This is a genomic window from Trebonia sp., from assembly GCF_030042015.1.
Lineage (GTDB): Bacteria > Actinomycetota > Actinomycetes > Streptosporangiales > Streptosporangiaceae > Trebonia.
Map to the genome: position 1 here is coordinate 1 of NZ_JASIAL010000056.1, position 26,849 is coordinate 26,849.

The following is a 26,849-nucleotide window of genomic DNA, read 5'->3' on the forward strand; positions in this document are numbered from 1 at the left end:
CAGGCCGGCCGACGACGACGCACGGTTCGATGTCGCCATAACCGGGGTATCAGCCGGGCCCGGCGACCCCGTCGCGACCGCCTACGCACAGGCCGGAGCCACCTGGTGGCTGGAGCACGTCCACGGGCGCCGCGGCTCGCACGCGAGCATGCTGGCACGGATCGGCGCTGGCCCGCCCGTGCCGGACTTAGTGCGCAACCTCAGCTCGCGCGAAGCGCGAACGCGCAGGTCAGCGCCCGGCGGTACCGGCTACGACCAGATCATGGCCCAACTCAGGCCGCACTGTACCGAACCGCCATCCCAGGCCAGCAGTTCTGGGGTGATCGGGCGCAGGGCAGACGCCACGGCTCGTTCCGGATAAGTGAAAGCGGAACCTGGTCAGGCGAACTGCTCTAGTACGGCGGCCAGCGGCTCCAGCGTCTCCGGCTTGCAGTGGGTCGGCAGGCCGACGATCGCCAGGTCCACGCCGGCGTCGCGCCATGTCTGAGCCTGGGCGGCCACGTCGTCGAGATCGCCTTCGAACCGCAGGTTGACAGAACAGGTGATCTCGTTCACGTCCCGGCCGACGTCCGCGCAGTGCGCGGCCAGCACGTCCTTGAGCGCGAGCCACTCCGAGGTGCCGCCGCGGCCGAGTGAGTTCCACTGCCGCGCCCACCGCGCCGTCGTCCGCAGCGTCCGCTTCCGGCCGGTGCCGCCGATCGTGATCGGCGGGTGCGGCCGCTGCACGGGCTTGGGCTCGCAGCGCGCCCCGGTCAGCTGCACGTACTGCCCGGAGAAGTCCGACACGGTCTGCGTGAGCAGCATGACGATCGCCTCGACGCCCTCGTCGAACCGGTCGAAGCGCTCCTTCAGCGGCGGCAGCGCGATCCCGTAGGCGTCGCATTCCATCTGGTTCCACGCGGCCCCGAGCCCGAGTTCCAGGCGGCCGCCGGAGATGACGTCCACGGTCGCGGCCATGTTGGCGAGCACGGCCGGGTGCCGGTAGACCATGCCCGTGACCTGGCAGCCGATCCGGATCCTGCGGGTCGCCTGCGCCATCGCGGCCAGCATGGTCCAGCCCTCGAAGTTCGGGCCGGTCAGGTCGCCGGTCAGCGGGTAGAAGTGGTCCCAGTTCCACGCCGACTCGAACAGCGGGATCTCATCGGCGGCGACCCAGACGTCGCGCATCTCCTCCCAGGCTTGGTGCTCGGGCCGTGTTTTGATCGCGAACCGCATGAAGCTCCCTCCGGCTGGCGCATTCCCCGCCGAGACACGACGCTACGCCGCGGGCGCCGGCCGCGCGACCCCGGGTGAAGGGGTCGGGTCGCGCGGTCGGCACCGTACAGCCGTGGCTCGAAAGAGACAATAACTAGCGTTATCGAAAATTCACGAAATTTTTTGCCATCGCCGCGGTGGGGGAAGGGGCTATCGGGAAAGCCGTGGCCGCGCGACCCGGGAGGGGACCTGGGTCGCGCGGCCGGCTCGTGACGAGGCGGGCGCCCCGTCAGACCCTCAGTGCGCGGGGATGTAGAACGTCACCAGGGACCGGGCCGGGAGGTCCATCCCGAACGAGCCGTGGCTGACTGGCAGCGGGGCTTGCGCGGCCACGTTGCTGGTGTCGTCGGTCACGTAGGGGATCGCCACCGGACCGGCGTGGCCGGTGCCGCCGACCGAGAAGGACGCGCTCTGCGCCGACGTGGCGGTGTTCAGCACCACGATCGCGACCGAGCCGTCGAGGTTGCGGAACGCGGTGACTTCGAGGTCGCTGTTCGCGCTCGAGGCCCCGATGCGGATCGCGCCAGGCCGCACGAACCTGCTGTAGTTCGCGAACGCCCACAGACGGCCCGACGGGGTCACCGTGGTGCCGTTGATCTGGATGAGGCTCTCGTTGTCGCCGTTGAACGTAGGCTCGCTCGAACCCCACCAGTAAAGGAAGGCGCTCAGGTTGGCTGCGGTCAGGCCGTTGTAGATGTTCTGCGCCCAGGAGAACCCCGACGCGCTCGTGCCGTCGTCCCAGGCCGGGTCCCAGGTCTGGAACGTGGACCACTCGGTCTCCCAGACCGGCTTGTCCCAGCCGGCCAGCGGGGAGTCGGGCGCCTCGGTGTAACCGTGGCTGGTGAACAGCGGGGTGAACAGGTCGGCCAGCGGGTCTGACTCGATGGCCGCCGCGTACTGCTGGGCGTAGTCCCAGCCTTCGGTGGCACAGCATTCGGCCCGCGTGGGCAGGCCGGAGAAGGCCAGCGTCGGGCCGAGGAATTCCATGAAGTTGGCGGTCTGCGCCGGGGACATGATCATGCTGTCGTAGCCAGGGCCGATGTTCGCCTCGTTCTCGGGTCCGACGTAGCTGAGCGGGACGCCGGCCGCGGCGTAGTCGGCGGCGTACTGCTTGAGGTAATTGGCGTACGCCTGCCGCCAGTCGCCGCTGGCGCAAGTCGCGCCGGGGACACCGCACAGCGTGCCGCCGTTGTCGACGGAGTCGTTGGTCTTCATGAACGCCGGCGCGCTCCACGCGTCGGCGAACACCTCGGTGACGCCGAACTCTTTCCTGATCGTCTGGGCCAGCCAGAGCTGACCCTGGTCGTCGGCGATCGACGTGAGCGGGAGGTAGGCGGGGGCTGCGGTGGGGCTTGCCGGCGCGGTCGGCTCGATCGTGGTGCCGACGTCCGCGCTGATCTCGTTGCGCAAGATGGTCAGGCCAGCCCCGGTGACGGGGCTGTAGAGCAGGTCCAGCGCCTGCTGCCGGGTCGCGGCGGGGGCGTCCTGGAGAACCTCGGCCTGCCCGAAGGCCTCCGACGAGCCGAAGCCGGCGATCCGCTGGTAGGTCGTGGCGCCGTCGACCGTGACGGTCGGCGGCCAGGACGTGGCGCCCGCCGCGGGCGCGGTGGTGGCCTGAGCGGCGTCCGTCATCGCGATCGCCGCCAGCGGCACCGTCAGGACGAGGGCCGCGGCCGGTGCCAGGAACCGCGGTTTTGTGGGCGTGAGCCGAAGCCAGGACATCATGCGGTGCATGCCAGCCTCCTCGCTTTAGCATGCGGCGCGCCGCCACGACCCGGCGCTTGCGACCGCCGTGCCGCCTGATGACGCGCCGCCGGACGTTGCTCAACGTACGAAAACATTCCGAAACATTCAAGATGTAGAGCTGTCGAAATATTGCAGATTTTGCCACTTTTACTTCCGAAAATTTCGGTTACTGAGGGATCGCGGTCGCCCTGCGGCCGCGTGCCTGCCGGCGGACGGCTGTCGCGGATCGGGCAACCGAACCTTGTAAAGTAGCTTGATATCGAGATACTGTAGGTTGCGTACCAGGGGCAGAAACGGGTGCGTCCCCGGACGTCCGACCGCTGACCGCTGACCGCTGATCCCCGGCCGCCGGCCCTAGGCCGTCGTCTGCCATGTCGGGCAAACACCGGGGAATGCCGGGCAGCACCTGGAAACATCGCGAAAAGACAACGGCCGGCGACCCCCAAGGCCGCGACGCCGCCGGGAAGGCAGCGGACCGCCATAAGGGGCAAGGCCGCAAACGGGCCCGCCGCAAACGGGCCCGCCGTAGAGGGACAGGCCGTAAAGGGGCAAGGAGGCTCACGAAACGATGACTGCGAACAGCTTCGGCAGCCGCGCCACGATCGAGGCGGGCGGCGCGGCGTATGAGATCTACCGCCTGGCCGCGGTCCCGGGCAGCGCGAGCCTCCCCTACAGCCTGAAGGTCCTGCTTGAGAACCTGCTCCGCAACGAGGACGGCCTGAACATCACCAAGGCGCACATCGAGGCGCTCGCGAGCTGGGACCCCAGCAAGGAACCCGACACCGAGATCCAGTTCACCCCGGCCCGCGTGATCTTGCAGGACCTCACGGGCGTCCCTGCCGTAGTCGACCTGGCGGCGATGCGCGAGGCCATGCAGGACCTCGGCGGCGACCCGAAGAAGATCAACCCGCTCATCCCGGCCGAGCTGGTGATCGACCACTCGGTCGTGGCCGACGTGTTCGGCCGCCCCGACGCCTTCCAGCGGAACGTCGAGATCGAGTTCCAGCGCAACAGCGAGCGGTTCCAGTTCCTGCGCTGGGGCCAGCACGCGTTCACCGGCTTCCGCGTCGTCCCGCCAGGCACGGGGATCGTGCACCAGGTGAACATCGAGCACCTGGCCCGCGTGGTGATGACAAGCAAGGGCGGCACGGCGTACCCCGACACCTGCGTCGGCACCGACTCGCACACCACCATGCAGAACGGCCTCGGCATTCTCGGCTGGGGAGTCGGCGGCATCGAGGCGGAGGCGGCCATGCTGGGCCAGCCGATCTCCATGCTGATACCCAAGGTCGTGGGCTTCCGGCTGACCGGCGAGCTGCCCACCACCGCGACAGCGACCGACCTGGTGCTGACGATCACCGAGATGCTGCGCAAGCACGGGGTGGTCGGCAAGTTCGTGGAGTTCCACGGCGAGGGCGTGTCGCAGGTGCCGGTGGCGAACCGGGCGACGATCGGGAACATGTCGCCGGAGTTCGGGTCCACGTGCGCGATCTTCCCCATCGATCAGGCGACCCTCGACTACCTTGCGCTCACCGGCCGGCCGCAAGCCCAGCGAGACCTCGTGCAGGCCTACGCGAAAGAGCAGGGCCTCTGGCACGACCCGTCCCGCGAGCCGCGCTACTCCGAGGAGCTCGAACTCGACCTGTCCACGATCGTCCCGAGCATCGCCGGCCCCAAGCGCCCGCAGGACCGGATCGAGCTGGCCCACGCGAAGACCGCCTTCCGCGACGCGCTGCCCGCCTACACCGGAGGCGGTGCGCTGAACGGCACGTTCCCGGCCTCCGACCCGCCGGAAAACGACGACACCAGGGCCACCAACCCGGTCCAGGTCACCCTCGAGGACGGCACGCGGACGACCGTCGACCACGGCCATGTCGTCATCGCGGCGATCACCTCCTGCACGAACACCTCCAACCCGTCCGTGATGATCGGCGCGGCGCTGCTCGCGAAGAAGGCGGTCGAAAAGGGCCTGAACCGCAAGCCGTGGGTCAAGACCACCCTCGCCCCTGGCTCGAAGGTCGTCATGGACTACTACGAGCGGGCCGGCCTGCTCCCGTACCTCGACAAGCTCGGCTTCAACCTCGTCGGCTACGGGTGCACCACCTGCATCGGCAACTCCGGCCCGCTGCCGCAGGAGATCAGCAAGGCGGTCAACGACAACGACCTGGCCGTCGTGTCGGTGCTGTCAGGCAACAGGAACTTCGAAGGCCGGATCAACCCGGACGTGAAGATGAACTACCTGGCGTCCCCGCCGCTTGTCGTCGCCTACGCGCTCGCGGGCACGATGGACGTCGACCTCAACACGCAGCCGCTCGGCACCGACACCGACGGCGGCCCCGTCTACCTGGCCGACATCTGGCCGGCCCCGGACGAGGTCGCCGCCGTTGTCCAGCAGGCGGTGGCCGCGGAGATGTTCACCCGCGACTACGCCGACGTCTTCGCCGGCGACGACAACTGGCGCCACCTCGACGTGCCAGTCGGCGACACGTTCACCTGGGACGAGACGTCGACCTACGTCAGGAGGCCGCCGTACTTCGACGGCATGCCGGCCACGCCCGCTCCGGTCGCCGACATCGGCGGCGCGAAGGTGCTGGCCAAGCTCGGCGACTCGGTGACCACCGACCACATCTCGCCGGCCGGGGCGATCAAGGCGACCGCCCCCGCCGGGCTGTACCTGACCGGGCACGGCATCGCGCGCGCCGACTTCAACTCCTACGGCTCGCGGCGCGGCAACCACGAGGTGATGATCCGCGGCACGTTCGCCAACATCCGGCTGCGCAACCAGCTGGCGCCGGGGACGGAGGGCGGCGTCACCGTCAAGGACGGCAAGGAGATGTCCATCTACGACGCGTCCCGCGAGTACATCGCCGAGGGCACGCCGCTGCTCGTGCTCGGCGGCAAGGAGTACGGCTCAGGCTCATCGCGGGACTGGGCGGCGAAGGGCACGGCGGGCCTCGGCGTCCGCGTGGTGCTCGCCGAGTCCTTCGAGCGCATTCACCGGTCCAACCTGATCGGCATGGGCGTGCTTCCGCTGCAGTTCAAGCCGGGGGAGTCGGCGCAGGTGCTTGGCCTTTCCGGTCATGAGACCTTCTCTTTCGAGGGCATCGAAAAGCTAAATTCAGGAATTATCCCGAACGAGGTCGTGGTGACTGCCGATGGCACCCGATTCAGCGCCATCGTCCGCATCGATACGCCGGGCGAGGCGGAGTACTACAGGCACGGCGGCATCATGCAGTACGTGCTGAGGTCGCTGCTCGACACGCGATAGCGTCACGGTAGTCCTGGTGTGCCGCGGGGCGGCCTGGCTATAGGCTCGCCCCATGGCGGCGGATTTCGACGCGGAGCTCACTAACCTGGCCGCGGATATTTTGCGCGATGCGGTCCGGGTTTACGACCGGGCAGATATCCAGCGATGGCTGGTGGGCTACAACCCGCTGCTCGCCGCGTGGCAGGTAGGTTCCGTGACCGGGGGATTCCCGGCCATGACGGGGGGATTCCCGGCCGTCACGGGGGCGTTCCCGGTAGTCACGGGAGCGTTCCCCGCCATCGCGCCAGGCCGCGGCGGCGAAGCGGAGACAAGCCTCAAGAACGTGTTCGGGGTAGGCCAGCAACTGCCGGCCGTCTGGCTGCCGCCGGCCGGCGACCTGGCGGTGCAGGCGCGGTCCGCGCCGCTCATGTCCAGACTCGAGGCGCTGGCCAGGTGGCTCGGCCCGCACGGCCGGCTGGTCACCGTGGACGACGCGCTGCCCGGGGCGGACGCCGCGGACGCGGCGCGCTGGCTCGGCGTCCGCCCCGGGTACCTGTCGTACCTGTGGGAGTACGCGCTTACCTCGGGATGGTTCGAGCTGGACGACGAACCCGACGGCGGCAAGACCTGGGCGGTGCTCGGTGAGACCGCGCGGCGCTGGGCGCAGGGCGACGACTCCGGAGCGCTGCACGTGTGGGCGGTGGTGTTCGCCGCGGTGCTGGCCAGCGCGCTTGACGTGGCCGCGTCCCTGGATCCGGCGGCGGCGCGCAAGCTGAACTTCCAGGGCCAGGGCGTGGCGGCGGCCGTGATGCTTTTCCTTTCCAGGCGGGCCGGGCTGTCCCTTGCCGAAGTCGGGGAGCTGGTCATGGACGGCGCGGTCGGCGTCCCGGCGTCAGCGCGCGCCCGGCGGCCATGGGACGCCTGGGTACGCGAGCACGGCGACCCGGCGGCCCTGCTGCTCGGCGAGCTTGCCGCGCTTGGCGCGGTGGTGATTCCGGAAACCGACGCCGTCGCCGTCCGGCTGCTGCCGCTGGCGCTGTGGGCGCTGCGCCAGCAATTCAGGCTGGACGGCGTCCAGGTCCCGCAGCTCGCGGGAAGCACCGCGTGGCTGAGGGCCGCGGACCTGGTCGCCATCTCCGAGGGCATCAGCGAGACCGAGTTCGAGACAGAATCCGCCGCCTGGGTGGCGGGCCGCGGCCCGGACCGGGCGGCGCGGGAACTGCTCGCGTTCGCCGCCTTCAGCGGCCCGCGGTCGCGGCTGGTCGCGGTCAACCTCACCCGGCGCATCGGGACAGCCGCCCAGCGGGCCTGGCGGGACGCGATGCAGCGCCCGGAACTGCGCGGGTACGCGCGGATCGCGCTGTCCGTGCTGGCCGGCCAGCTGCCTGACAGCACGCTCCCGCTGGTCCTCGACCCGGATCCGGACGACCTGACCTGGGTGGCCACCGACCTGCTCGCGCTCGCCTGCGGCGACGAATCCCCGGACCCGGAGCAGATAGCCGAGCAGTTCCGCGAGGCCGTGCCGCCGGGCGCGGAGTCGTGGATCTTCGGCCTGATGTCGCGCAGCTCGCACCCGGACGTCGTGCAGGTGCTGACGGTGCTGGGCCGGTACCACCCGGACCGCCGGGTCGCCAGGGATGCGCGGCGGGCGGCGCACGCCGCCGAGCGGAGCCGGGCCGCGGCCCGCGCCGAGCGGGTCCCAGCCCGCGCGGCGGGCCGCTAGGCTCGCGTCCATGGCCAACAACCCCTCCGGCCCCGACGCTTACTCCGCCAGCGCCGGCGACTTCCGGGACTTCGGCGATCCCGGCGATCCCGGCGATTTCGGCCCGGACGCCTTCGACGACGCGGACGCTGACGACTACGCGGCCGCCGACATCAAGGAGGCGCTCGGGCTGCCCGACTCGCTGCCTCCGATCCGGCTGCCGTCGCTGCCCGAACTTGCCGCGCAGGCCCGCAAGGCCCCGCTGCCCGGCCAGCTCGCCGCGCTCGCCGCGTGGATCGGGGAGGACGGCCGGGCGGTCACCGACGACGGCGACCTGACCAGGGCCGACTTCGCCGCGGCCACGAGCGCGCTCGGCGTGCAGGCAGCGGACCTGGTGTTCTTGTGGGAGTACGCGCTCGCCGTGGAGTGGCTCGAATTCGACGGCGCGGCCGAGGACCGGGTGATGCCCGGCGAGACGGCGCAGAGCTGGGCGGCCGACCAGGACGAGACCGTTTTCGACGCGTGGTCCGCGACGCTTGCGGCCGTCCTCGGCGAGACGCTCGAGGTGACCTTGCCCGAGCCCGGCTTGCAGGGGCTCGATTTCCAGGGCCAGCCGATGGCCCTGGCCATCCTGCTCTTCCTCGCCCGCAGGGAAGGGCTGTCGGTGGCCGACTTCACCGAGATCCTGTGGGAGAACTCGTCCGCTGACCTGCCCGAACGCGAGGCTGCCCGGGCCCGCGAACGGTGGGTGGCGCGGTACGGCGAACCGGCCCGGCTGCTGCTTGACAAGCTGACGGAGCTAGCCGCGGTGCGCGAGTCCGACGACACCGTGCGGCTGACCCCGCTGGCCCTCGCCGCGCTGCACGAGCAGCTTGTCGAGGCCGGGATCGACATCCCGCTGCTGCCGCCCACCGCGGCGGAGCTGACCGGCGCGCAGCTGCTCGCCATGGCCGAGGGCGTGGATGACGACGAGTTCGAGGCCGAGGCCGACGCCTGGGTGGCCGCGCGCGGGGCTGACCACGGGGCACGCGAGCTGCTGGCGCTCGCCGCCGCAGGCGGCCCGGGAGAGCGGATGCTCGCGGTGGCGGCCGTGACCAGGATCGGCGCCGGCGCCGGGCAGGCCTGGCGCGACAACCTGGACGTGCCGCAGCTGCGCGCCTACGCCAAGGCCGCGCTGGCCGGGCTGGCCGACGGCGAGGACGTGCCGGCGGGCCTGCAGCCGCTGCCCGCGGACGTGGCATGGGTCACGACGGACCTGCTGGCGCTCGCCTGCGACGAGGAATACCCGGACCCCGAGGAGATCGCGGCCAGCCTCCGCGAGGCCGTCCCCGCCGGGCAGGAAGCCGCCGTCTTCGAGATGATGTGGCGTGCCCCGCATCCGGACGTCCTGGACGTGCTGAACCACATCGGCAGGTACCACCCGGACAAGCAGGTGGCGAAGGCGGCGCGGACCGCGGCACACAAGGCGGCCGGCCGCCCGGCTCCGGGCGGCCGCTGACCGCTCGCGGCCGCGGAGTCCGGGCGAAAGAGATCATGTCCCACGTTGTCACCGCTAAGGTGTGACCGACGGGAAAGGGGGGCGCGCCGATGGCTGCTGAGTCCGGGCTTGCCGCGATAAACCACGTCGTGGTCCTGATGCTGGAGAACCGCTCGCTCGACCACATGCTCGGCTTCCTGTACACGAGCGACGGCAACGTGTCGCCGGCGGGCGACCCGTACGAGGGGCTGACCGGAACCGAGTCCAACCCCGATTCGGGCGGCAACCCGGTCACGGTCTTCCAGCTCACGGCGGACACGCCCAACCTCTACTTCATGCCGGGCGCCGACCCCGGCGAGGGTTATCGGGCGACGAACGACCAGCTCTACGGCTCCGACACCGGGCCGGCCACGACGGGACAGCCGGCCACCTGCCAGGGCTTCGTCACGGACTTCACCTACACCCTCGGCTGGGAGCAGACGCAGGGCTGGTCCATCCTGCCCGGTACGGTCGCGAACGACATCATGGGCTGCTTCACGCCGCCGACCTTGCCCGTGCTGTCCGCGCTCGCCAGGGGATACGCGGTCTGCGACCACTGGTTCGCGTCGGCGCCGACCGAGACGCTGACGAACCGCGCCTTCACGCTCGCGGCGACCAGCCAGGGGCATATGGACGATGAGACGAAGACGTTCACCTGCCCGACGATTTTCGCGTCGCTGGCCGCCAAGGGGATCGGCTGGACGGTCTACGGGTACGACGCGCAGCCGCTGACCAAGGACATGTTCACCGACATCGCGCAGGCGGACGCGACGCACTTCGGGCTGTTCAAGGACTTCGAGGGCGCCGCCGCGGCGGGCACGCTGCCGCCGTTCACGTTCCTTGAGCCGAGCTGGACATCCACGGGCAACAGCCAGCACCCCAACTACGACGTGGCGCTCGGCGAGCAGCTCATCCACGACGTCTACGAGGCGCTGCGGGCCGGCCCCGGCTGGCCGCAGACGCTGCTCGTGATCACCTACGACGAGCACGGCGGCTGCTACGACCACGTGCCGCCGCCGTGGGGCGCGACGCCGCCGGACGACAACGTCGGCGAGTACGGCTTCACGTTCGACCGGTTCGGCGTCCGGGTGCCGGCGCTGCTGATCTCACCGCTGATCGCGCCGGGCACCGTGTTCCGCGTGCCCGCCGGCAGCACGCCGATTGACCACACGTCCATACTCAAGACGGTCGAGCAGCGCTGGGACCTGCCGCCGCTGACCGCCAGGGACGCCGCCGCGCCTGGCTTCGGCGACGTGCTGACGCTGACCACGCCGCGCACCGACGACGTGCTGGCGGGCGTCGTCGTCCCCGTCTCAGGCAGCGCGGGCCCCTCCGCCGGGCAGCTCTCCCACCTGGAAGCCGTCCGCGAGGCGCTGGAGGTCCGCTACGCCCCCGGCCCGCGCCCCGCCCCGCCGCGGGCCCCCCAGCCTCCCCAGCCCGCACCCCCTCCCGGCGGCAAGCGCCGCCGTCGTTTCCACCTGTAACCCCACGGCGGGGGCGACGGATCGGTCGCGGCCTAGGTCAGGGGCCGGTCTCGGGCGCGTGCAGCGGGTCGTGCAGCAGCCCCCCGAGGACATCGCCGCCCAGCGTGGCGAGCAGGTCGGCGGTGAAGGCGCCGTCGATGAGAATGAACGCCATCCGCGCTGTCCGGCCGCTGCGGTTCTCCCAGCGGTGCGCCGTGCCGCGCTGCACGACCACGTCGCCTGGGCCGAGCGTGGTCTCGCTGTCATCGAGCACGAGCACGACCTCGCCCTCCAGCACGATGCCGTAGTCCACGGACTGGGTGCGGTGCGTGGGGGAGACCACGCCGGGCGGGAACTCGTTGACCCGGATCTTGGTGCCGTTCGGAACGGGCGGCACCGATAGCGCGCCGACGGCCGGATCGGGCTCGGCCGCCGCGATCGGTGCGGGCGTCGCGCCGGTGCCCCAGATCTCGTAGAACAGCGCTCCGTCAGGCGCGGTGCGGACCACCGGCACCAGGCCGTCCTGCACGAAGACGGAGACGCCGCGCTGGTCGTGTCCGGTCACGACGCGACGGGGGATGGTCGCCATGGCTGCCTCCAGGCGGGTTCAGGGATGGCTGGGCACTCCGCAATCCATCTCAGCACGGTGGCGCGCCGTGGTCACGCCGTCGGCGTCCAGCGTCATGGGCTGATGACACTATCTGAGACCGCCGCTTGGCAGCCGTCAGGGCTCCAGCCAGCGTGTGGTCATCCGTTCCGGTGTCCGGTGGTTCATGCTAGACCCGCCCTGGCGTGATAGTTACTGGGGGGAGAGGCAACCGTTTAAGGGGCGTGGTGTCAATGCGTGCGATCGTTGTCGACAAGCTCGGCGGGCCCGAGGTCCTGCGGATCGCGGACCGCGACGACCCGGTGCCGCGGCCCGGCCAGCTCGTCGTGCGGGTGGCGGCGGCCGGGGTCAACTTCATGGACACCTACCAGCGCGGCGGCGTCGGCGTGTACGTCACGCAGACCCCGTTCACCCCCGGCGGCGAGGGCGCGGGCACGGTCATCGCCGTCGGTGACGGGGTGAGCGACTTCGCCGCAGGCGATCACGTGGCCTGGAGCGCGGGACCCGGCAGCTACGCCGAACAGGTCGCCCTCCCCGCCGACCGCGCCGTCCCCGTGCCGGACGGCATCGACCTGAAGATCGCCGCCGCGGTCATGCTGCAGGGCATGACCGCGCACTACCTGTGCACCAGCACGTACCCCGTCCAGGAAGGGAACGTCGCCGTCGTGCACGCGGCGGCCGGCGGTGTCGGGCTGCTGCTCACCCAGCTGGTCAAGCGGCGCGGCGGGATCGTCGTCGCCACCACCTCGACCACCGCCAAGGCGGTGCTCGCCCAGCGCGCGGGCGCCGATCACGTCACCTCGTATGAGGAGTTCGTCGACGCGGTCCGCCGCGTCACCGGCGAGCGCGGCGCCGACGTCGTCTTCGACGGCGTGGGCAAGGCCACCTTCGACAACAGCCTGGCGGCGCTGCGGCCCCGCGGCATGATCGTGCTGTACGGCGGGTCCAGCGGCCAGGTCCCGCCGTTCGACCTGCAGCGGCTGAACACCGGCGGCTCCCTGTACGTGACCAGGCCCACCCTGGTGCACTACACCGCCGACCGGGGCGAGCTGCTGTGGCGCGCTGGCGACCTGTTCGAGTGGATCGCCAAGGGCGAGCTCGACGTGCGCATCGGCGCCGAATACCCGCTGGCCGACGCCGCCCGCGCGCACGAGGACCTAGCCGCCCGCCGCACCTCGGGCAAGCTCCTGCTGATCACCTAGCCCGGCCGGAGACCGACACGCGTGTCGGTTAACTCACCCTGCCTGCGCGACCAGGGCGGATGATCGGCCGTACTATCGGGTAATTCCAGCTCGAAAGCCGCACGAGGAGCAGCCGCCGTGACCTTGCTTGAGCGCATCAACGGCCCGCAGGACCTCAAGGAACTCAGCCAGGACCAGCTTGGCGTCCTGGCCGCGGAGATCCGCGACGTCCTGGTGGAGACGGTAACGAGGACCAGCGGCCACCTGGGGCCGAACCTCGGCGTGGTGGAGCTGACGATCGCGCTGCACCGGGTGTTCGACTCGCCGAAGGACAAGCTGATCTTCGACACCGGCCACCAGTCCTACGTGCACAAGCTGCTGACCGGCCGCTACGGCGCATTTCACACGCTCAGACAGTCCGGCGGGCTGTCCGGCTACCCCAGCCGTCAGGAGTCCGAGCACGACCTGGTGGAGAACTCCCACGCCTCCACGAGCCTGTCCTACGCCGACGGGCTGGCCAAGGCCTACACGCTGCGGGGCGAAACCGGCCGCACGGTCGTCGCGGTGGTCGGCGACGGCGCGCTGACCGGCGGCATGGCCTGGGAAGCGCTGAACAACATCGCGGTCGCCAAAGACTCCCGGCTTGTCATCGTGGTCAACGACAACGGCCGCTCCTACCAGCCCACGATCGGCGGCCTGGCCAGCCACCTGGCGAGCATCCGGGTCAGCCAGCGCTACGAGAACGTGCTCGACCTGATCAAGGCCAGCGTGACCCGCGCGCCGATCGTCGGCCAGCCGCTCTACGGCGCGCTGCACGGTGCCAAGAAGGGGCTCAAGGATTTCCTCCAGCCGCAGGTCCTGTTCGAGGACCTCGGCATCAAGTACGTCGGCCCGATCGACGGCCACGACGAGCTGATGCTCGAGCATGCCCTGCGCAAGGCGGCCGAGTACGGCGGCCCCGTCCTGGTGCACGCGATCACCCGCAAGGGCTTCGGCTACGCCCTCGCCGAGCAAAACGAGGAAGACTGCCTCCATCAGGTCCCCGCCGCCCCGCCGAAGACCGAGACGGCCGCAAAGACAACGAGGACCGTAACCAGCCCGCAGAAGCGCACCTGGACGGACGTTTTCGCCGCCGAGCTCGTCGCGATCGGCGCCCACCGCGCCGACGTCGTGGCGATCACCGCGGCGATGCTGCACCCGACGGGCCTTGCCCCGTTCAAGGCCGCCTACCCGGAGCGCGTCTACGACGTCGGCATCGCCGAGCAGCACGCGATGACCAGCGCGGCCGGGCTGGCGATGGGCGGCCTGCACCCGGTGGTCGCGGTCTACGCGACGTTCCTGAACCGCGCCTTCGACCAGCTCCTGATGGACGTGGCGCTGCACAGGCTGCCGGTCACCGTGGTGCTCGACCGGGCGGGCGTCACCGGCCCGGACGGGGCCAGCCACAACGGCATGTGGGACGGCTCCATCCTGCAGGTCGTCCCGGGCCTGAAGGTAGCGGCGCCGCGAGACGCCAGCCGGATCGCCGAGCTGCTCAACGAGGCCATCGGCGTCAGCGATGGCCCCACCGTGGTGCGTTATCCGAAGGGCACCGTCGGGGCGGAGGCCGAGGCCGTCGGCAAGCTCGGCGCGATGGACATCCTGGCCGTGCCCGGCGACGGCACCGCGAACGACGTCCTGCTGCTCGGCGCCGGCCCGATGGCCGTCACCTGCCTTGAGGTGGCGCGGCGGCTGGCCGACCACGGCATCGGCGTCACCGTGGTCGACCCGCGGTGGGTCAAGCCCGTCGACGAGGCCCTGATCCCGGCCGCCCGCGGACACCGGCTGGTCGCGGTGGCCGAAGACAACGGGCGGTCCGGCGGGTTCGGCGACGCGGTGTCCCGGCTGCTGCGCGACCATGACGTCGACACCCCGGTCAAGACGTTCGGGCTGCCGCAGGAGTTCCTCGCCCACGGCTCGCGCGAGCAGGTCCTCGAGGCAGCCGGGCTGAGCCCGCAGCACCTGGCGCGCCGGCTCACCGAGGCGGTCGCGCGCCGCACCCCGGCAACTCCCGAGGCGCGGCCCGGGGCGCCCGGGGCGCCCGGGGCGCCCGAGGCGCCCGCGGGCGGCGAAGCGTCCACGGCGTCGGCGGAAGAGCGCCTTTCCGAGTAGCGTTCATACCCGAGGGCGCGAAGTGCGCGCCGACGGCAGGGATGACCGGGGATGAGGATGCTGCGAGTGGCCGTGGTCGGCTCAGGGCCGGCCGGGCTTTATACCGCCGAGGCGCTGGTCAAGCAGGCAGCCGCGCTGCCGGCGCCGGTCCGGGTACAGGTGGACGTGCTCGACCGGCTGCCCACGCCGTACGGGCTTGTCCGCTACGGCGTGGCCCCGGACCACAAGTCGATCAAGTCGGTCGCGAACTACCTGCGCCGGGTGCTCGAGAGCCCCGACGTGCGGTTCCTCGGCGGGGTGCGGTTCGGCGCCGACGTCACCCGCGAGGACCTGGCCGACTCCTACGACGCCGTGGTGTACGCCACCGGGGCGATGCGCGACCGCAGGCTCGCCATCCCGGGGGAGGACCTGCCCGGCAGCTACGCGGCCACCGATTTCGTCAACTGGTACTGCGGGCATCCGGACCTGGACCCTGAGGCGTTCACCGTCGACGCCGAGTCGGTGGCGGTGATCGGCGTCGGCAACGTGGCCGTGGACGTGGCCCGCATCCTGGCCCGCGACGTTGAGGAGCTGGCGGAGACCGACGTGCCTGAGCCGGTGCTGGCGGCGCTGCGGGCGAGCAAGGTGCGCGAGGTGCACATGATCGGCCGCCGCGGCCCCGCGCACGCCAAATTCACCACGAAGGAACTCCGCGAACTCGGCGAACTCCCCGGCGTCACGGTGTCGGTGGACCCGGCGGAGCTTGACCTGACCGGATTCGACGCCTCAGGCGAGTCCGCGGAGCTGGCCGAGTCCGACCGCCGCGTGCGCGGCAACCTGGTCGCGATGCGCGAATGGATGTCCGCGACGGCTGGGCCCGGACGCAGGCTGCGGGTCCGCTTCTGGTTGCGCCCCGTAGAAATTCTTCCATCGTCATCCGGAACGGTCCGTGGCGTCTGTCTCGAGCGCACCCATCTGACCAGCGACGGGGTGTTCGAGGGCACAGGGGAGCTCGAGACGCTCGAGGCGCAGCTGGTGCTGCGCTCGGTCGGCTACCAGAGCGTGCCGCTGCCCGGCGTGCCGTTCGACGACCGCTCCCACGTCGTGCCGAACGCCAGCGGCCGCGTCCTTGACGCCTCCGGCGTGCCGCTGCCAGGGGAGTACGTCGCGGGCTGGCTGAAGCGCGGTCCCACGGGCGTGATCGGGACGAACAAGTCGGACGCGGCGGAGACCGTGCGCGCGCTGCTCGCCGACCTCGCGGGCGGGCCTGACGAGCGGGACACCGCTGCCCTGCCGCGCCCTGGGCTGCTCCGGTTCCCTGACCTCGGGTCCGCCGGCGACGGCGATCACGCTCATTCCCCGCTCGCCGGGGTCCTCGCCGAGCGCGGCGTCCAGCCCGTCTCCTACGATGAGTGGCTGCGGATCGAGTCCGCGGAGGCCGAGCTGGCCAGGTCCCTCGGCCGTGGCGAGCGCGTGAAGCTGCCAGGCAGCGACGCCATCTGGTCGGCGTGCCGCCCGGGAGGGTGACGGTCGCGCCAATCGCCCGCTGATTATGCGATTATGCTCTGATGAGAATTCCGACGTGCCTTCAACGGAGCAGCGCACGTGGCAGATGACCCCGTCGGTGTCGTGGCGGCGGAGGCGGAACTGCTGCGCCGGATCGACACCTCGGTTCCGCACATCGCCCGGGTTTACGACTTCCTGCTGGGCGGCAGGGACAACTTCGCCGTGGACCGCGAGGCGGGGGCGCGCGCCGCCGACGCCAACCCCGCGCTGCTGCAGGGCGTGCTGGGAAACCGCGCGTTCCTCGCCCGCGCCGTCAGGTGCCTCGCGACCGAATGCGGCATCAGGCAGTTCCTGGACATCGGCACGGGGATACCCGCGGCCGCCAACACCCACGAGGTCGCGCAGCAGGCGGCGCCCGGGTCCCGCGTCGTCTACGTGGACAACGACCCGATCGTCCTCGTGCACGCCCGCGCCCTGCTCACCGGGGGAAGCGGGCCCATCGCCTACCTGGAGGCGGACGTCAGGGACACCGCCAGGCTTCTCGGCGCGGCCGCGGCCACGCTCGACTTCGCCGAGCCGATCGCGGTCATGATGATCCTCCTGCTGCACTGCGTGCCGGACTCCGACGACCCGTGGGCCCTGGTCAGGGAGCTCATGGACGCGGTCCCCGCAGGCAGCTACCTGGCCATCACCCACCCGACAAGCGACTTCCACCCGCAGTACGCGGACGAGATGGTATCCAGGCTCAACGAGATGATGCCGCGCCAGCTCACGTTCCGCCCCAGGGAGCAGGTGCTCGCCTTCTTCGACGGCCTTGAGCTTGCGGAGCCCGGCCTTGTCCGCGCTCCGCAGTGGCGTCCCGACTCCAGGGGAACCGCCGCCAACCCGGCGCAGCTGTGGGCCGGCGTGGCCCGCAAGCCCTAGCCCCGCCACCGCGCTACCCGGTCAGCCTCCCACCGTGCCCCCACCGTGCCCGGGCACGGGCGCCGCGTGAAAGGGATCCGGCGCTCGCGACAAGTAGGAGTGAGGCCTACACGCACCAAGGCGGCGACATGACGGACGAGCGCACGTGACCGCGGTGTCACCTCGCACCGACTACGACGATGCGAGCGACGTCGCCCGATCCCTGACTGACCCGGACCGCTTCGGCGTGGTCTTCGACCGCTACTTCAGCGAGATCCACCGGTACGTTGCCAGACGGCTCGGCACCGACGCCGCGGACGACGTCGCCGCCGAGACGTTCCTGACCGCGTTCCGCCTGCGGCGGCGTTTCGACGCCAGCCGCGGCACGGTGCGGGCGTGGCTCTACGGGATCGTGACCAACCACGTGAGCGCCTATCACCGCCAGGAGGTCCGGGCGTACCGGGCGCTGGAGCGGGCTGGCCTGGACGGGCCGGCAGACGGCCACGCGGACCGGGTCGCGGAGCGCGTCGACGCCGGGGCCATCCGCCGCGAGCTCGCCGGGGCGCTCGGGGAGCTTCCCCGCGGCGACCGGGAGGTGCTGCTGCTCGTCGCGCTCGGCGGCCTCAGCCACGCCGATGTCGCCGCGGCGCTCGGCATCCCCTACGGCACGGTCGGCTCCCGGCTGAACCGGGTCCGCAGGAAACTGCGCGGGCTGCCCGGCGTCGCGCGGGTGATCGAACGGGAGGAGCGCAGCGATGGATGAGCTGCAACTGGTACGGGAGCTCTTCAGCGAGCAGCCGCCGCCGGACCCGGACGTGGCAAGCGCCGCGAAGGCGCGGCTGGCGCGGGGGTCCCGCGGCAGGTCGTCTGCCAGACGGCTCCCGCGGCTGCTCGTGCGGGCGGGCATCCCGGCGGTGGCGGCCGCCGCTGTCACGGCGACGATCATCATGACCGTGGTGGTCCCGGGGCCCGCGAGCCGTCCGCCGGCCGCCGGCAGGTCGCCGCGCCCGGCGTCCGGCCCCGCGCAGCCGAAGCAGGCGGGCGGGCTCGCGGTGTTCCAGTTGCCGCCGGGCGCCGCGATACCCGCGTCAGCCGGTCCGGCCCGGCAGATCCTGCTGACCGCGGCCAGGACGGTGGCGAAGCAGGCGCAGCCCGCCCCGGAGCGCTACTACGTGACGTCGGGGATCGTCGGCAACTTCCTGCGGGTGGGGCCCCCGGGAAATCACTACGTGGTTCTGGAGGTGGTCGACAGCCAGTACTGGGCGGCCCGGTCGCCGAAGGCCGGCAGCCCGCAGCTGTCGCAGGCGCTGTACGTGCAGCTGGCCTCGCCCGCCGATCAGGCCGCGTGGCGCGCGGACGGGTCCCCGACGACGTGGAACGTCGGACAGGACGGGGAGCTGGCCAGTCCGACCGGGATGGCCAGCGGGTGGCTCCACCCGCTCAGCGTCGCCGCCGGGCCGCTGACCCCGATGAACGCCCTGTACGGCGCGCAGCAGTTCCTGGTGGGTGACCAGTCGCTGACGCTGGCCCAGCTGCAGGCGCTGCCTGCCGATCCGGCCCGGCTGAAGCAGCTGCTGCTGGCCGGATGGTCGCCTGCCTTCGGCGGCGGCGATGCGACGTCATTCCTGTTCCAGACGGTCCCCGCGGTCCTGGAGATGCCGGTCACCCCGGCGGTGCGGTCCGCGCTCTACCAGGTGCTTGCCAGCATGCCAGGCGTGCAGAGCCTGGGCGCGGTCACCGACATCGCCGGTGAGCAGGGCGTCGCGGTCGCTTACACGCAGAAGTACTCGGACTGCGGCTTCGAGGTCCAGCTGAAGGGCCGGACCTGGGCCCCGACGCCCACGTTCTCCTCGTGCTCCGTCCAGCAGGTCCTGGTCATCGGCCCCGGCGACGGGATGCCGCTTGCGGAAGAACTCAGGTACACGCAGCTGCCGCCCGGCCAGACGTGGTCGGCGCCGGACGGCCTGTTCTCCTATGAGCTGTTCGGCACCCCCTACTGGACCAACCAGAACCGGCCGCACTGACTGCGGCCGGCAAGCGTGGCCGACGCCGTGAGCACCGGCCATTACCTTACTCTTCGTATGAATGTCGCTACCGTCCGGCATTATGGTGTCAGGGCGCGGTCCCGCGCGGACCGCCGGAGCGCACGCAGCGAAGGGGACTGGACATGGGGGAGTGGGGCGGCGCGACGCGCCTGCAGTGCCTGGCGCTGGCGCAGACGCTGGGGCTGGCGATGGCCAGGAGAGCGGCCGACATCCTCGACAGGCACCGCGCGGCGCTCGGCCGCGCGGCGTCCGACGGCAAGGGGCTGGACGCCGCGCAGTTCGCGGCCGACGACGCGATCTTCACCGCCGTGCTCGACGCGGCGAACGAATGCCTGGGCCGGTTCGACGCCAGGCCCGCCGACGACCGCTGGTGCGACGCGCTGCTCCAGCTCATCCAGCTGGCCCAGTTCGCCGCCGAGACAGGCTGACCGGGTTCACCCCTGGCGCGCCAGGCCCGCACGGGTTATCCGCCGTCGCGTGGGTAGAGACAGCAAATGGCCTGCGGTCGCATTCGGTTGACCGTAACAGTTATTCCAATTAATATCGCCGGAAAAGTAGTAAACGAGCCTGGCCTGCGGGGCGAGGGGACACGTGGCACTTCCTGACTTCCTGGTGGTCGGCGTTCCCAAGGCGGGGACGACCGCGCTGCACGCGGCGCTGTCCCGTCATCCCGGGCTGTATATGTCGCCGGTCAAGGAACCAAAGTTCTTCCTGACCGACGGCCCGCCGCCGGCCAGAGGCGGTCCAGGGGACGCGCTGACCTACCGGGAGCACATCTGGCAGCGGGACCGGTATGAGGCGCTGTTCGACGCGGCCCCGCCGGGCACGCTGCGCGGCGAGTCGACCCCGCTCTACCTGTATGACCGGGCGGCGATGGGCCGCATCCAGGCGCTCATCCCCGCCGCCAGGCTGATCGTGGTCGTCAGGGACCCGGTTGAGCGGGCGCACTCCAACTGGACGCACCTGTGGTCGGCCGGCCTGGAGCCGGTCGGCGACTTCGTCCGGGCCTGCGCCGAGGAGGAGCGCAGGATCGCTGCCGGGTGGGCGTCGTTCTGGCACTACACCGGGCTCGGCAAGTACGGCAGCCAACTCGACTACGCGTTTTCGCTGTTCCCGCGCGACCAGGTCCTCGTGCTGCGGTACCGGCTGCTCGTTGACTCACCAGCCGCCACACTCGACCAGATCTGCGCGTTCCTCGGGGTCCAGGCCGGGATCCTCACCGAGATCCCGCGCGAGAACGTGACCGCGCACCCCGAGCGGACGCTGGCGCACCGCACGCTCTCGCTCGGCATGCGGGGCAGTGACGCGCTCGGCAGGCTCCTGCCTGGCAGCGTGGCGACGCGGGCGACGCACCGGCTGGAAAGGTGGCTGCAGCGCGGCCGCCGGGAGCGCCAGCCGCTCAGCTGGGAGCAGCGGCAGGCGCTGCTGCCGAAGTTCGAGGACGACATCAAGCTGCTCGAGAACCTGCTCGGCGAGAACTTCGGCGACTGGCTGGCGCCACGGGAACGGTCGGGGGGTCTGGTCGGGGCCCGGCCGGCCGGCCAGGGGCAGGCGAAGAACGGCCGCAGGAGATGAAGCCGCGACCGTCGGTCACCGCAGCTCGGTGACCAGGGCGTGTGAGCCGTCCGGCTGGGTCATCTCGTAGTACAGCCGGGCCCGCCCGTCCGGCAGGTCCACCAGATCCAGGTAGCGGAGGCCGCCGCCTCGGTGAGGCGAGGACGCGGCGGGACCGGCCCCGGGCGCGGAGGTCGCGATGAGCGCCGTGGGGTCGCTGCCGACGGCGACACCGGTCCGCTCCTCGTAGTTCTCCGCGGCGCTCGCCCGGCCGTCGTACCAGGCGGTGGCGGACCCCGCGGCGAACCGGACAGCGGTGACCCGGGTGCCGCGGGAGTCCCACTCGCCCGGCCGGCCGCTCAGCGCCGTCCCGTGCCAGGTCCAGTCCAGCCCGTCGGGGCTCGTCGCGTACTCGGTCGTCATCTGGTCGGTTTCCAGCGGGTCGGCGAGCGGGTGGATGGTCGCCCACATGTGCCACCGTGCGTCGTGGCGCCGGATGACCGGGTCCTTGACCGCGCGCTTGGTGACGTCGCCGGGGAGCACGACCTCGCGCCGCCTGACGCTGAACTCCGCCGGGTGCGCGGCGTCGGTCGCTTCGACCCGCCAGTGTTTCGTGCCTGTCGTGGCGCAGCTCAGGTACAAGCGCCACCGGCCGTCTGCCAGCCGGACCAGCGACGGGCGCTCAACGGACTCGGTATCCAGCTCATCCTTGCCGATCAGCGCGCACGTCTCGAAGTTGACTCCGTCGCGCGCGTACGCGAGCACCACCGCGTAACCCCGCCCGCTGCCCGTTGGCCGCCGGAGCCGGTAGGCAAGATAAATCCCGTCCTCGGCCGCGACCGCCGACGGACCGCCGGCCCAGTACCCACAGCCCGTGCCCGGGGGCGGGACCACGATGACCGCGTCAGCTGGCCGGGGAACAGGGCCGCCATTATTGATACTTATCATGTAGGAATTATAGAGAATCTCACTACCGCACACAGCCGAATACGGCTGACCACGGCATCGAACCGGATGTGGACGAAATGATCATACGGAACACACGGTGCTCCGCGGGCCAGAATTGACGCGGATTGACCGGCATTGACCAGCCCTGATACCCGGGTGGGCCTAGGCAGATCGGTGATCGCGGGTTAAAGATGATTATGTCGGGCTGATCGATGCAAGGGGGCCACGATGAGGGCAGCCGTCCGCATCGCGTGGCGAGCCGCCGCGGCCGTGGCGTTCGGCGCCACCGCGGCACTGGCGGTTACCCTCACCCGGGCGGCGCCGCTGCACGCCTCGCTGACGTCAGCGCGCAACCTTGCCTCCGTCGGCGGCCACACGGAAAAGGGCGGCACGCCGCGGTGCGCCGCGTCCAGGCTGGACATCTCGATACCCGCCGGCGTCCCCAGCGTCACCGCCGCCCGCGCGCGCGAGGGCGCGCCGCGGCCCACCGTCACCCGCTTCCCCGTGGAGTTCACCAACATCTCGGCCGCGCCGTGCACGCTCAGCGGGTATCCAGGCGTGTCCGCCTACCGCGCCGGCGGCGCCCAGGTCGGCAACGCGGCCGGGCTGGACACATCGGTGAGCGCGCGGCTCATCGTGCTCGCCCCGGGCGCGAGCGCGCACGCCTCCGTGGTGGACAGCGCCTCGGGGAAGCGGTGCCTGCCGGTGGTCGCGACGGGCTTGCGCGTCGTGCCGCCCGGCCAGTCCGTTCCCCGCTACGTCCGGTACAAGATCGCCGCGTGCTCCGCGGCCGGGCCCAGGGCGCCGGTATTCCTGCATGTACGGGCCCTTCAGTACGGCACAGGCATGCCAGGCGGCGCCCGGCACCACCCGGACTCCCGGCTGGCATGACGCCGCGCCCCCGCTGACGTGAACCTCGCCGCAACGGCCAGGCAGATACCCGTTTCCGCACCCGACGGACGCGGGGATGATGCACATCATGAGCGTGAGCGAGACGCCGATCGCGCGATACGGCGCGCCCCCCGACCCTGACCGGGACAGCACGCAGCCCAGCGCTGCCCAGCAGTGCCCCACAGACCACACAGACCACACGGACGACCCCGGTCACCCGCGCCAGCCTGAGCACCCCGAACTGCCCGCCGACAGGTACCTGGACCGCGAGCACAGCTGGGTCCAGTTCAACCAGCGCGTCCTCGAGCTCGCCGAAGATGCGCGGGTGCCGCTGCTTGAACGCGTCCGCTTCCTTGCCATCTTCGCGTCCAACCTGGACGAGTTCTTCATGGTCCGGGTGGCCGGACTGATGCGCAGGATGGTGGCGGGCTTCCCTGTGGAGGGCGCGGGCACCCAGATGGCCGTGCACGTGCTCAAGAACACGCTGGCCGGGGCCGGCGAGCTCACCAAGCGGCACGCGGCCGACTTCACCGACTTGATCCAGCCCATGCTCGCCGAACACGGCGTCGAGATCCTGCGCTGGAAGGAGCTCTCGCAGACCGAGCGGAACGACCTGACCGACCTGTTCAACAGCCGGATCTACCCGGTGCTCACCCCGCTGGTCGTGGATCCCGCGCACCCGTTTCCCTTCATCTCCGGCCTCAGCCTCAACCTCGCGGTCACCCTGGCCGAGCCGGGCACAGGCGCCCCCATGTTCGCCCGGGTCAAGGTGCCCCCGAACCTGTCGCGCTTCCTGCGCGTCGGCAGGTACCGCTACGTGCCCATCGAGGACGTGATCGCCGCGCACCTGAACGAGCTGTTCGGCGGGATGGACATCGTCGAGCACTTCGTGTTCCGGGTGACGCGGGTCCGCGAGCTTGAAGTGGACGAGGACGCCACCCAGAATCTGCTGCAGGCGATGGAGCGCGAGCTGGTCAAGCGCAGGTTCGAGCCCGCGGTGCGCCTCGAGGTCGAACGCGACATCTCCGACGACGTGCTGTGCCGCCTGGTCAAGGAGCTCGGCGTCGAGGAGATGGCCGTCTTCAAGGTCCCCGGCCCGCTTGACCTGACCGGCCTGGACGCGATCGCCGACCTGCCGGTCGGCGAGCTGCGCTACCCGACGTTCGTGCCGTCCACCCGGGCGGTGCCCACCGACGCCAGCATCTTCGCCACGCTGAACGAGCGGGACGTGCTTGTGCACCACCCCTACGACTCGTTCACCACGACCGTGGAGCGGCTCGTCGAGGAGGCCGCCGCGGACCCGCGGGTGCTGGCCATCAAGCAGACGCTGTACCGGACCAGCGGCGAATCGCCGATCGTGGACGCCCTGGTCGATGCCGCCGAGGCGGGCAAGCAGGTCGTCGTCGTGGTGGAGATCAAGGCCAGGTTCGACGAGCGCGCGAACATCACCTGGGCGCGCACGCTTGAGGAGGCGGGCTGCCACGTCGTCTACGGCTTCGTCGGGAAGAAGACGCACGCCAAGGTCATGCTGATCGTGCGCGAGGAAGCCGACGGGAGCCTGCGGCGCTACTGCCACATCGGGACAGGCAACTACCACCCGACGACGGCGCGGCTGTATGAGGACTTCGGCCTGCTGACCGCGGACGCGACGGTCGGCGAGGACGTCACCGACCTGTTCAACCACCTCACCGGGTACAGCAGGAAGAACGGCTACCGGCGGCTGCTCGTCGCCCCCGAGGCGCTGCGCGCGGGGATCGTGGGACGCGTCTGCCGGCAGGCGGCGCGGGCGCGGGCGGGCAAGTCGGCGAAGATCGCCTTCAAGTGCAACGCGCTGCTCGACGAGGTCGTGGTGGACGCGCTGTACCGGGCCTCGCAGGCCGGGGTGCCGGTCGACCTGTGGGTCCGCGGCATGTGCGCGCTCAAGCCTGGCGTGCCCGGCATGTCGGACAACATCAGGGTGCGCAGCGTGGTCGGCCGGTTCCTCGAGCACTCGCGGATCTACGCGTTCGGCGCCGGCGAGCCCGACCCCGACCCCGAGCCCGGCGAGGACCCGCAGGCCGGCAACGAGGTCTGGATCGGCAGCGCGGACATGATGCACAGGAACCTGGATCGCCGGGTGGAGGCGCTGGTCCAGGTCGCCGATCCGGCGCACTGCACTAGACTGCGTGAGCTGATCGCCCTCGGCATGGACGACGCGACGTCCTCGTGGTGGCTGGACGGCGACGGCAACTGGACAAGGCACGCGCTGGACGCCGCGGGCGTTGCGCTCCGTGACGTGCAGGAACACCTGATCAGGGAAAAGATCCGAGGACGCGGCGCAGATGGCAAGCAAACCGGCTGACAGCCAGCCGATCAGCGCGGCTGGCGCGGTCGCCTGGCGGCCGGGGGCCGTCCCCGACGATGGCGAGCCCGTCGTGCTGCTCGTGCACCGCACGAAGTACGACGACTGGTCGCTGCCCAAGGGCAAGCAGGAGCACGGCGAGCCGCTGCCGCTCACCGCGGTCCGCGAGGTGCGCGAGGAGGGCGGCGCGCGGCTCGTCCTCGGCCGGCGGCTGAAGTCGGTGCGCTGCCAGGTGGGCGAGCGCCCGAAGCGGGTCCACTACTGGGCGGCGCGCGCGCCGGACACCGACGGTGACGCCGTGCCGAACTCCGAGGTGGACGCCACCGAGTGGCTGCCGGTCGCGCGGGCCAAGGAGCGCGCCAGCTACCCCCGCGACCACGCCGTGCTCGACGACTTCGCCCGGCTGCCGGCCGGCACGATCCCGTTCATCCTGCTGCGGCACGCGAAGGCGGTGCTCAAGTCGGACTGGAAGGGCGACGACGCCAGGCGCCCGCTCGACGAAGCAGGCCGTGCGGAGGCCAAGGCGCTGGCCAGCCTGCTCGCCTGCTTCGCCCCCGCCGGGCAGGTCGTCAGCTCGGACACCGACCGCTGCCTGGAAACCGTGCGCCCGTACGCGGAACTCACCGGCGCGCAGGTGCGGGCCGACTCATCCCTTCGGTCATCCAGAACGGACAGTGCCGACTCCGCCGCCCTCATCGCCCGCGCCGTGTCGGCCGGCGAGCCGACGGTGGTCTGCGCGCACCGGGAGAACCTGCCGGGGCTGCTGGCCGCGGCCATCGGCGCGCTCGGCGGCGCGCGCTCTCCCGACGGCTGCGCCGTCCCGCTGCCGACCGGCGGTTTCTGCGTGCTGCACATGGCCGCCGGCGCGCTGGTCGCCGCCGACCGCTACGACCGGTCAGACGCCTGAGGCGGCGATTGCGCGGATTGCGCCTCTGGCCCGGCCGTGCGGCGCCGTCGGCGGCGGCGAAGCCGGACCGCGATCACGACGGCCAGCAGCACGGCGGCCGCGATGATGACGTACAGGGCGTACCTGGTCACGCCGCTGTAGATCGCCTCGATGTGGTCGCCGGCGAAGTAGCCGACGCTGACCCAGGTCGCGACCCAGGCGGCCCCGCCGCCCACGTTGTACGTGGCGAACGTGACCAGGTTCATCCCGGAGACGCCGCAGATGATCCCGTTGAGCTCACGCAGCCCGACGATGAACCGGGCGATCACCACGACGCCGCCGCCGTACTTGTCGACGGCCCGCTCGGCCCGCCGCAGGTGCTCTTCCCTGACGAACACCCACCTGCCGTAGCGGACGACCAGCGATCGGCCGGCGAACCGGCCGATCGCGTACCCGATCGTGGCGCCCACGACCGCGGCCACGAACGCGGTCACGCCGACCGCGACGACGTTGAGCTGCCCCGCGCCCGCGTAGATGGCCCCGGCGATCATCGCGAGCTCGCCGGGGATCACCGGCACGCCGATGTTCTCAAGCAGGATGAGCAGCCCGATCGCCCACACGCCGTAGTGGTCAAGCGGCCCCTGCACGGCCGAGAGGAACGACGGAAGCGGCGGCTTGCCTGCCGCCCCCGCCAGTCCCGTCGCGAGCGCGGCGGCCAGCCCGGAGGCGGCAAGCCGACCGGTCAACCGTCCTGCCCCGGCGTGGTGCCTGCCCCCGGGGCAGACTCGGCGCCGTCCGCAGGCGCTACCGTCCGTTCGGCCGTGGCCAGCGCGTCCGCCAGCGGCCCGGCGGCCAGCTCCGCCTGCCATGGCCGGGCGCCGAGGCCGAGGAGCACCGCGGCGACCGCCGCGGGCGTGGCCAGACCGGGC

At 71.4% G+C, this 26,849-nt stretch carries 21 protein-coding genes and 1 pseudogene; 16 read left to right on the forward strand and 6 right to left on the reverse strand.

What is annotated here, in order from left to right:
* Positions 1 to 361: pseudogene (locus Q1N79_RS02570) on the forward strand (hypothetical protein); the annotation flags it as partial.
* Positions 362 to 378: 17 nt separating this feature from the next.
* On the opposite strand, the gene Q1N79_RS02575 reads toward Q1N79_RS02570, so the two are convergent.
* Both Q1N79_RS02575 and Q1N79_RS02580 read right to left on the reverse strand, forming a co-directional pair.
* Positions 379 to 1,215: a TIGR03560 family F420-dependent LLM class oxidoreductase gene (locus Q1N79_RS02575; RefSeq protein ID WP_300603758.1), complete on the reverse strand. Its 837-nt coding sequence runs from the start codon at positions 1,213 to 1,215 to the stop codon at positions 379 to 381.
* 276 nt (positions 1,216 to 1,491) lie between these two features.
* A complete protein-coding gene (locus tag Q1N79_RS02580) occupies positions 1,492 to 2,988 on the reverse strand; it encodes a glycoside hydrolase family 30 beta sandwich domain-containing protein (RefSeq protein WP_300603760.1) in 1,497 nt (498 codons plus the stop codon).
* Between the two features lie 580 nt (positions 2,989 to 3,568).
* Between Q1N79_RS02580 and acnA the strand changes: the two genes are divergently transcribed.
* From acnA to Q1N79_RS02600, 4 genes are all read left to right on the forward strand, one after another.
* Entirely contained in the window at positions 3,569 to 6,268 is a 2,700-nt protein-coding gene (gene acnA / locus Q1N79_RS02585; RefSeq protein ID WP_300603762.1) for an aconitate hydratase AcnA, read from the forward strand.
* A 52-nt stretch (positions 6,269 to 6,320) separates the two neighbouring features.
* Positions 6,321 to 7,970 (forward strand): hypothetical protein, encoded by a 1,650-nt coding sequence (locus Q1N79_RS02590; protein ID WP_300603765.1) that lies wholly within the window; start codon positions 6,321 to 6,323, stop codon positions 7,968 to 7,970.
* A gap of 10 nt (positions 7,971 to 7,980) precedes the next feature.
* Positions 7,981 to 9,447: a hypothetical protein gene (locus Q1N79_RS02595; RefSeq protein ID WP_300603767.1), complete on the forward strand. Its 1,467-nt coding sequence runs from the start codon at positions 7,981 to 7,983 to the stop codon at positions 9,445 to 9,447.
* 89 nt (positions 9,448 to 9,536) lie between these two features.
* On the forward strand, positions 9,537 to 10,949 hold the full coding sequence (locus Q1N79_RS02600) for an alkaline phosphatase family protein (RefSeq protein WP_300603770.1): 1,413 nt from the start codon (positions 9,537 to 9,539) through the stop codon (positions 10,947 to 10,949).
* Positions 10,950 to 10,986: 37 nt separating this feature from the next.
* Here the strand turns inward: Q1N79_RS02600 and Q1N79_RS02605 are convergent, their stop codons facing one another.
* Positions 10,987 to 11,517 (reverse strand): cupin domain-containing protein, encoded by a 531-nt coding sequence (locus Q1N79_RS02605; RefSeq protein ID WP_300603773.1) that lies wholly within the window; start codon positions 11,515 to 11,517, stop codon positions 10,987 to 10,989.
* Between the two features lie 251 nt (positions 11,518 to 11,768).
* Here Q1N79_RS02605 and Q1N79_RS02610 point away from each other — a divergent pair, with 251 nt between their 5' ends.
* From Q1N79_RS02610 to Q1N79_RS02645, 8 genes are all read left to right on the forward strand, one after another.
* Entirely contained in the window at positions 11,769 to 12,737 is a 969-nt protein-coding gene (locus Q1N79_RS02610; RefSeq protein ID WP_300603776.1) for a quinone oxidoreductase, read from the forward strand.
* Between the two features lie 117 nt (positions 12,738 to 12,854).
* The gene (gene dxs, locus Q1N79_RS02615) at positions 12,855 to 14,867 is read left to right on the forward strand and encodes a 1-deoxy-D-xylulose-5-phosphate synthase (protein ID WP_300603779.1); all 2,013 of its coding nucleotides are present in this window, start codon (positions 12,855 to 12,857) and stop codon (positions 14,865 to 14,867) included.
* Between the two features lie 51 nt (positions 14,868 to 14,918).
* On the forward strand, positions 14,919 to 16,373 hold the full coding sequence (locus tag Q1N79_RS02620; RefSeq protein WP_300603782.1) for an FAD-dependent oxidoreductase: 1,455 nt from the start codon (positions 14,919 to 14,921) through the stop codon (positions 16,371 to 16,373).
* A 78-nt stretch (positions 16,374 to 16,451) separates the two neighbouring features.
* Positions 16,452 to 17,276: an SAM-dependent methyltransferase gene (locus tag Q1N79_RS02625; RefSeq protein WP_300603785.1), complete on the forward strand. Its 825-nt coding sequence runs from the start codon at positions 16,452 to 16,454 to the stop codon at positions 17,274 to 17,276.
* A gap of 145 nt (positions 17,277 to 17,421) precedes the next feature.
* Positions 17,422 to 18,018 carry an RNA polymerase sigma factor gene (locus Q1N79_RS02630; protein WP_367185018.1) on the forward strand — a complete coding sequence of 199 codons (597 nt, stop codon included), beginning with the start codon at positions 17,422 to 17,424 and terminating at the stop codon, positions 18,016 to 18,018.
* Positions 18,011 to 19,279 (forward strand): hypothetical protein, encoded by a 1,269-nt coding sequence (locus tag Q1N79_RS02635; protein WP_300603788.1) that lies wholly within the window; start codon positions 18,011 to 18,013, stop codon positions 19,277 to 19,279. The genes Q1N79_RS02630 and Q1N79_RS02635 overlap by 8 nt, the downstream gene beginning before the upstream one ends.
* Before the next feature lie 143 nt (positions 19,280 to 19,422).
* On the forward strand, positions 19,423 to 19,728 hold the full coding sequence (locus Q1N79_RS02640) for a hypothetical protein (RefSeq protein WP_300603791.1): 306 nt from the start codon (positions 19,423 to 19,425) through the stop codon (positions 19,726 to 19,728).
* 163 nt (positions 19,729 to 19,891) lie between these two features.
* Positions 19,892 to 20,875, forward strand: a complete 984-nt coding sequence (locus Q1N79_RS02645) for a sulfotransferase (RefSeq protein WP_300603793.1) — start codon at positions 19,892 to 19,894, stop codon at positions 20,873 to 20,875.
* Positions 20,876 to 20,890: 15 nt separating this feature from the next.
* Here Q1N79_RS02645 and Q1N79_RS02650 read toward each other — a convergent pair whose 3' ends face one another.
* Complete coding sequence (locus Q1N79_RS02650; protein WP_300603796.1) at positions 20,891 to 21,802, reverse strand: hypothetical protein; 912 nt, start codon at positions 21,800 to 21,802, stop codon at positions 20,891 to 20,893.
* 228 nt (positions 21,803 to 22,030) lie between these two features.
* Here Q1N79_RS02650 and Q1N79_RS02655 point away from each other — a divergent pair, with 228 nt between their 5' ends.
* From Q1N79_RS02655 to Q1N79_RS02665, 3 genes are all read left to right on the forward strand, one after another.
* Positions 22,031 to 22,693 (forward strand): DUF4232 domain-containing protein, encoded by a 663-nt coding sequence (locus tag Q1N79_RS02655; protein ID WP_300603799.1) that lies wholly within the window; start codon positions 22,031 to 22,033, stop codon positions 22,691 to 22,693.
* Positions 22,694 to 22,781: 88 nt separating this feature from the next.
* Positions 22,782 to 25,034 carry an RNA degradosome polyphosphate kinase gene (locus Q1N79_RS02660; RefSeq protein WP_300603801.1) on the forward strand — a complete coding sequence of 751 codons (2,253 nt, stop codon included), beginning with the start codon at positions 22,782 to 22,784 and terminating at the stop codon, positions 25,032 to 25,034.
* On the forward strand, positions 25,015 to 25,941 hold the full coding sequence (locus tag Q1N79_RS02665) for a bifunctional NUDIX hydrolase/histidine phosphatase family protein (protein ID WP_300603804.1): 927 nt from the start codon (positions 25,015 to 25,017) through the stop codon (positions 25,939 to 25,941). The genes Q1N79_RS02660 and Q1N79_RS02665 overlap by 20 nt, the downstream gene beginning before the upstream one ends.
* Here Q1N79_RS02665 and Q1N79_RS02670 read toward each other — a convergent pair.
* Complete coding sequence (locus Q1N79_RS02670; protein ID WP_300603807.1) at positions 25,920 to 26,666, reverse strand: DedA family protein; 747 nt, start codon at positions 26,664 to 26,666, stop codon at positions 25,920 to 25,922. The two genes, Q1N79_RS02665 and Q1N79_RS02670, sit on opposite strands and share 22 nt — an antisense overlap.
* A partial coding sequence (locus tag Q1N79_RS02675; RefSeq protein ID WP_300603810.1) for a hypothetical protein occupies positions 26,663 to 26,849 on the reverse strand: 187 nt, incomplete at its 5' end. The genes Q1N79_RS02675 and Q1N79_RS02670, both read right to left, overlap by 4 nt.

Coding starts and splice junctions, on each gene's coding strand:
- Q1N79_RS02575 (WP_300603758.1), bottom strand. CDS start 1,215: ATGCGGTTCGCGATCAAAACACGGCCCGAGCACCAAGCCTGGGAGGAG.
- Q1N79_RS02580 (WP_300603760.1), bottom strand. CDS start 2,988: ATGCACCGCATGATGTCCTGGCTTCGGCTCACGCCCACAAAACCGCGG.
- acnA (WP_300603762.1), top strand. CDS start 3,569: ATGACTGCGAACAGCTTCGGCAGCCGCGCCACGATCGAGGCGGGCGGC.
- Q1N79_RS02590 (WP_300603765.1), top strand. CDS start 6,321: ATGGCGGCGGATTTCGACGCGGAGCTCACTAACCTGGCCGCGGATATT.
- Q1N79_RS02595 (WP_300603767.1), top strand. CDS start 7,981: ATGGCCAACAACCCCTCCGGCCCCGACGCTTACTCCGCCAGCGCCGGC.
- Q1N79_RS02600 (WP_300603770.1), top strand. CDS start 9,537: ATGGCTGCTGAGTCCGGGCTTGCCGCGATAAACCACGTCGTGGTCCTG.
- Q1N79_RS02605 (WP_300603773.1), bottom strand. CDS start 11,517: ATGGCGACCATCCCCCGTCGCGTCGTGACCGGACACGACCAGCGCGGC.
- Q1N79_RS02610 (WP_300603776.1), top strand. CDS start 11,769: ATGCGTGCGATCGTTGTCGACAAGCTCGGCGGGCCCGAGGTCCTGCGG.
- Q1N79_RS02620 (WP_300603782.1), top strand. CDS start 14,919: ATGAGGATGCTGCGAGTGGCCGTGGTCGGCTCAGGGCCGGCCGGGCTT.
- Q1N79_RS02635 (WP_300603788.1), top strand. CDS start 18,011: ATGGATGAGCTGCAACTGGTACGGGAGCTCTTCAGCGAGCAGCCGCCG.
- Q1N79_RS02640 (WP_300603791.1), top strand. CDS start 19,423: ATGGGGGAGTGGGGCGGCGCGACGCGCCTGCAGTGCCTGGCGCTGGCG.
- Q1N79_RS02650 (WP_300603796.1), bottom strand. CDS start 21,802: ATGATAAGTATCAATAATGGCGGCCCTGTTCCCCGGCCAGCTGACGCG.
- Q1N79_RS02655 (WP_300603799.1), top strand. CDS start 22,031: ATGAGGGCAGCCGTCCGCATCGCGTGGCGAGCCGCCGCGGCCGTGGCG.
- Q1N79_RS02660 (WP_300603801.1), top strand. CDS start 22,782: ATGAGCGTGAGCGAGACGCCGATCGCGCGATACGGCGCGCCCCCCGAC.
- Q1N79_RS02665 (WP_300603804.1), top strand. CDS start 25,015: ATGGCAAGCAAACCGGCTGACAGCCAGCCGATCAGCGCGGCTGGCGCG.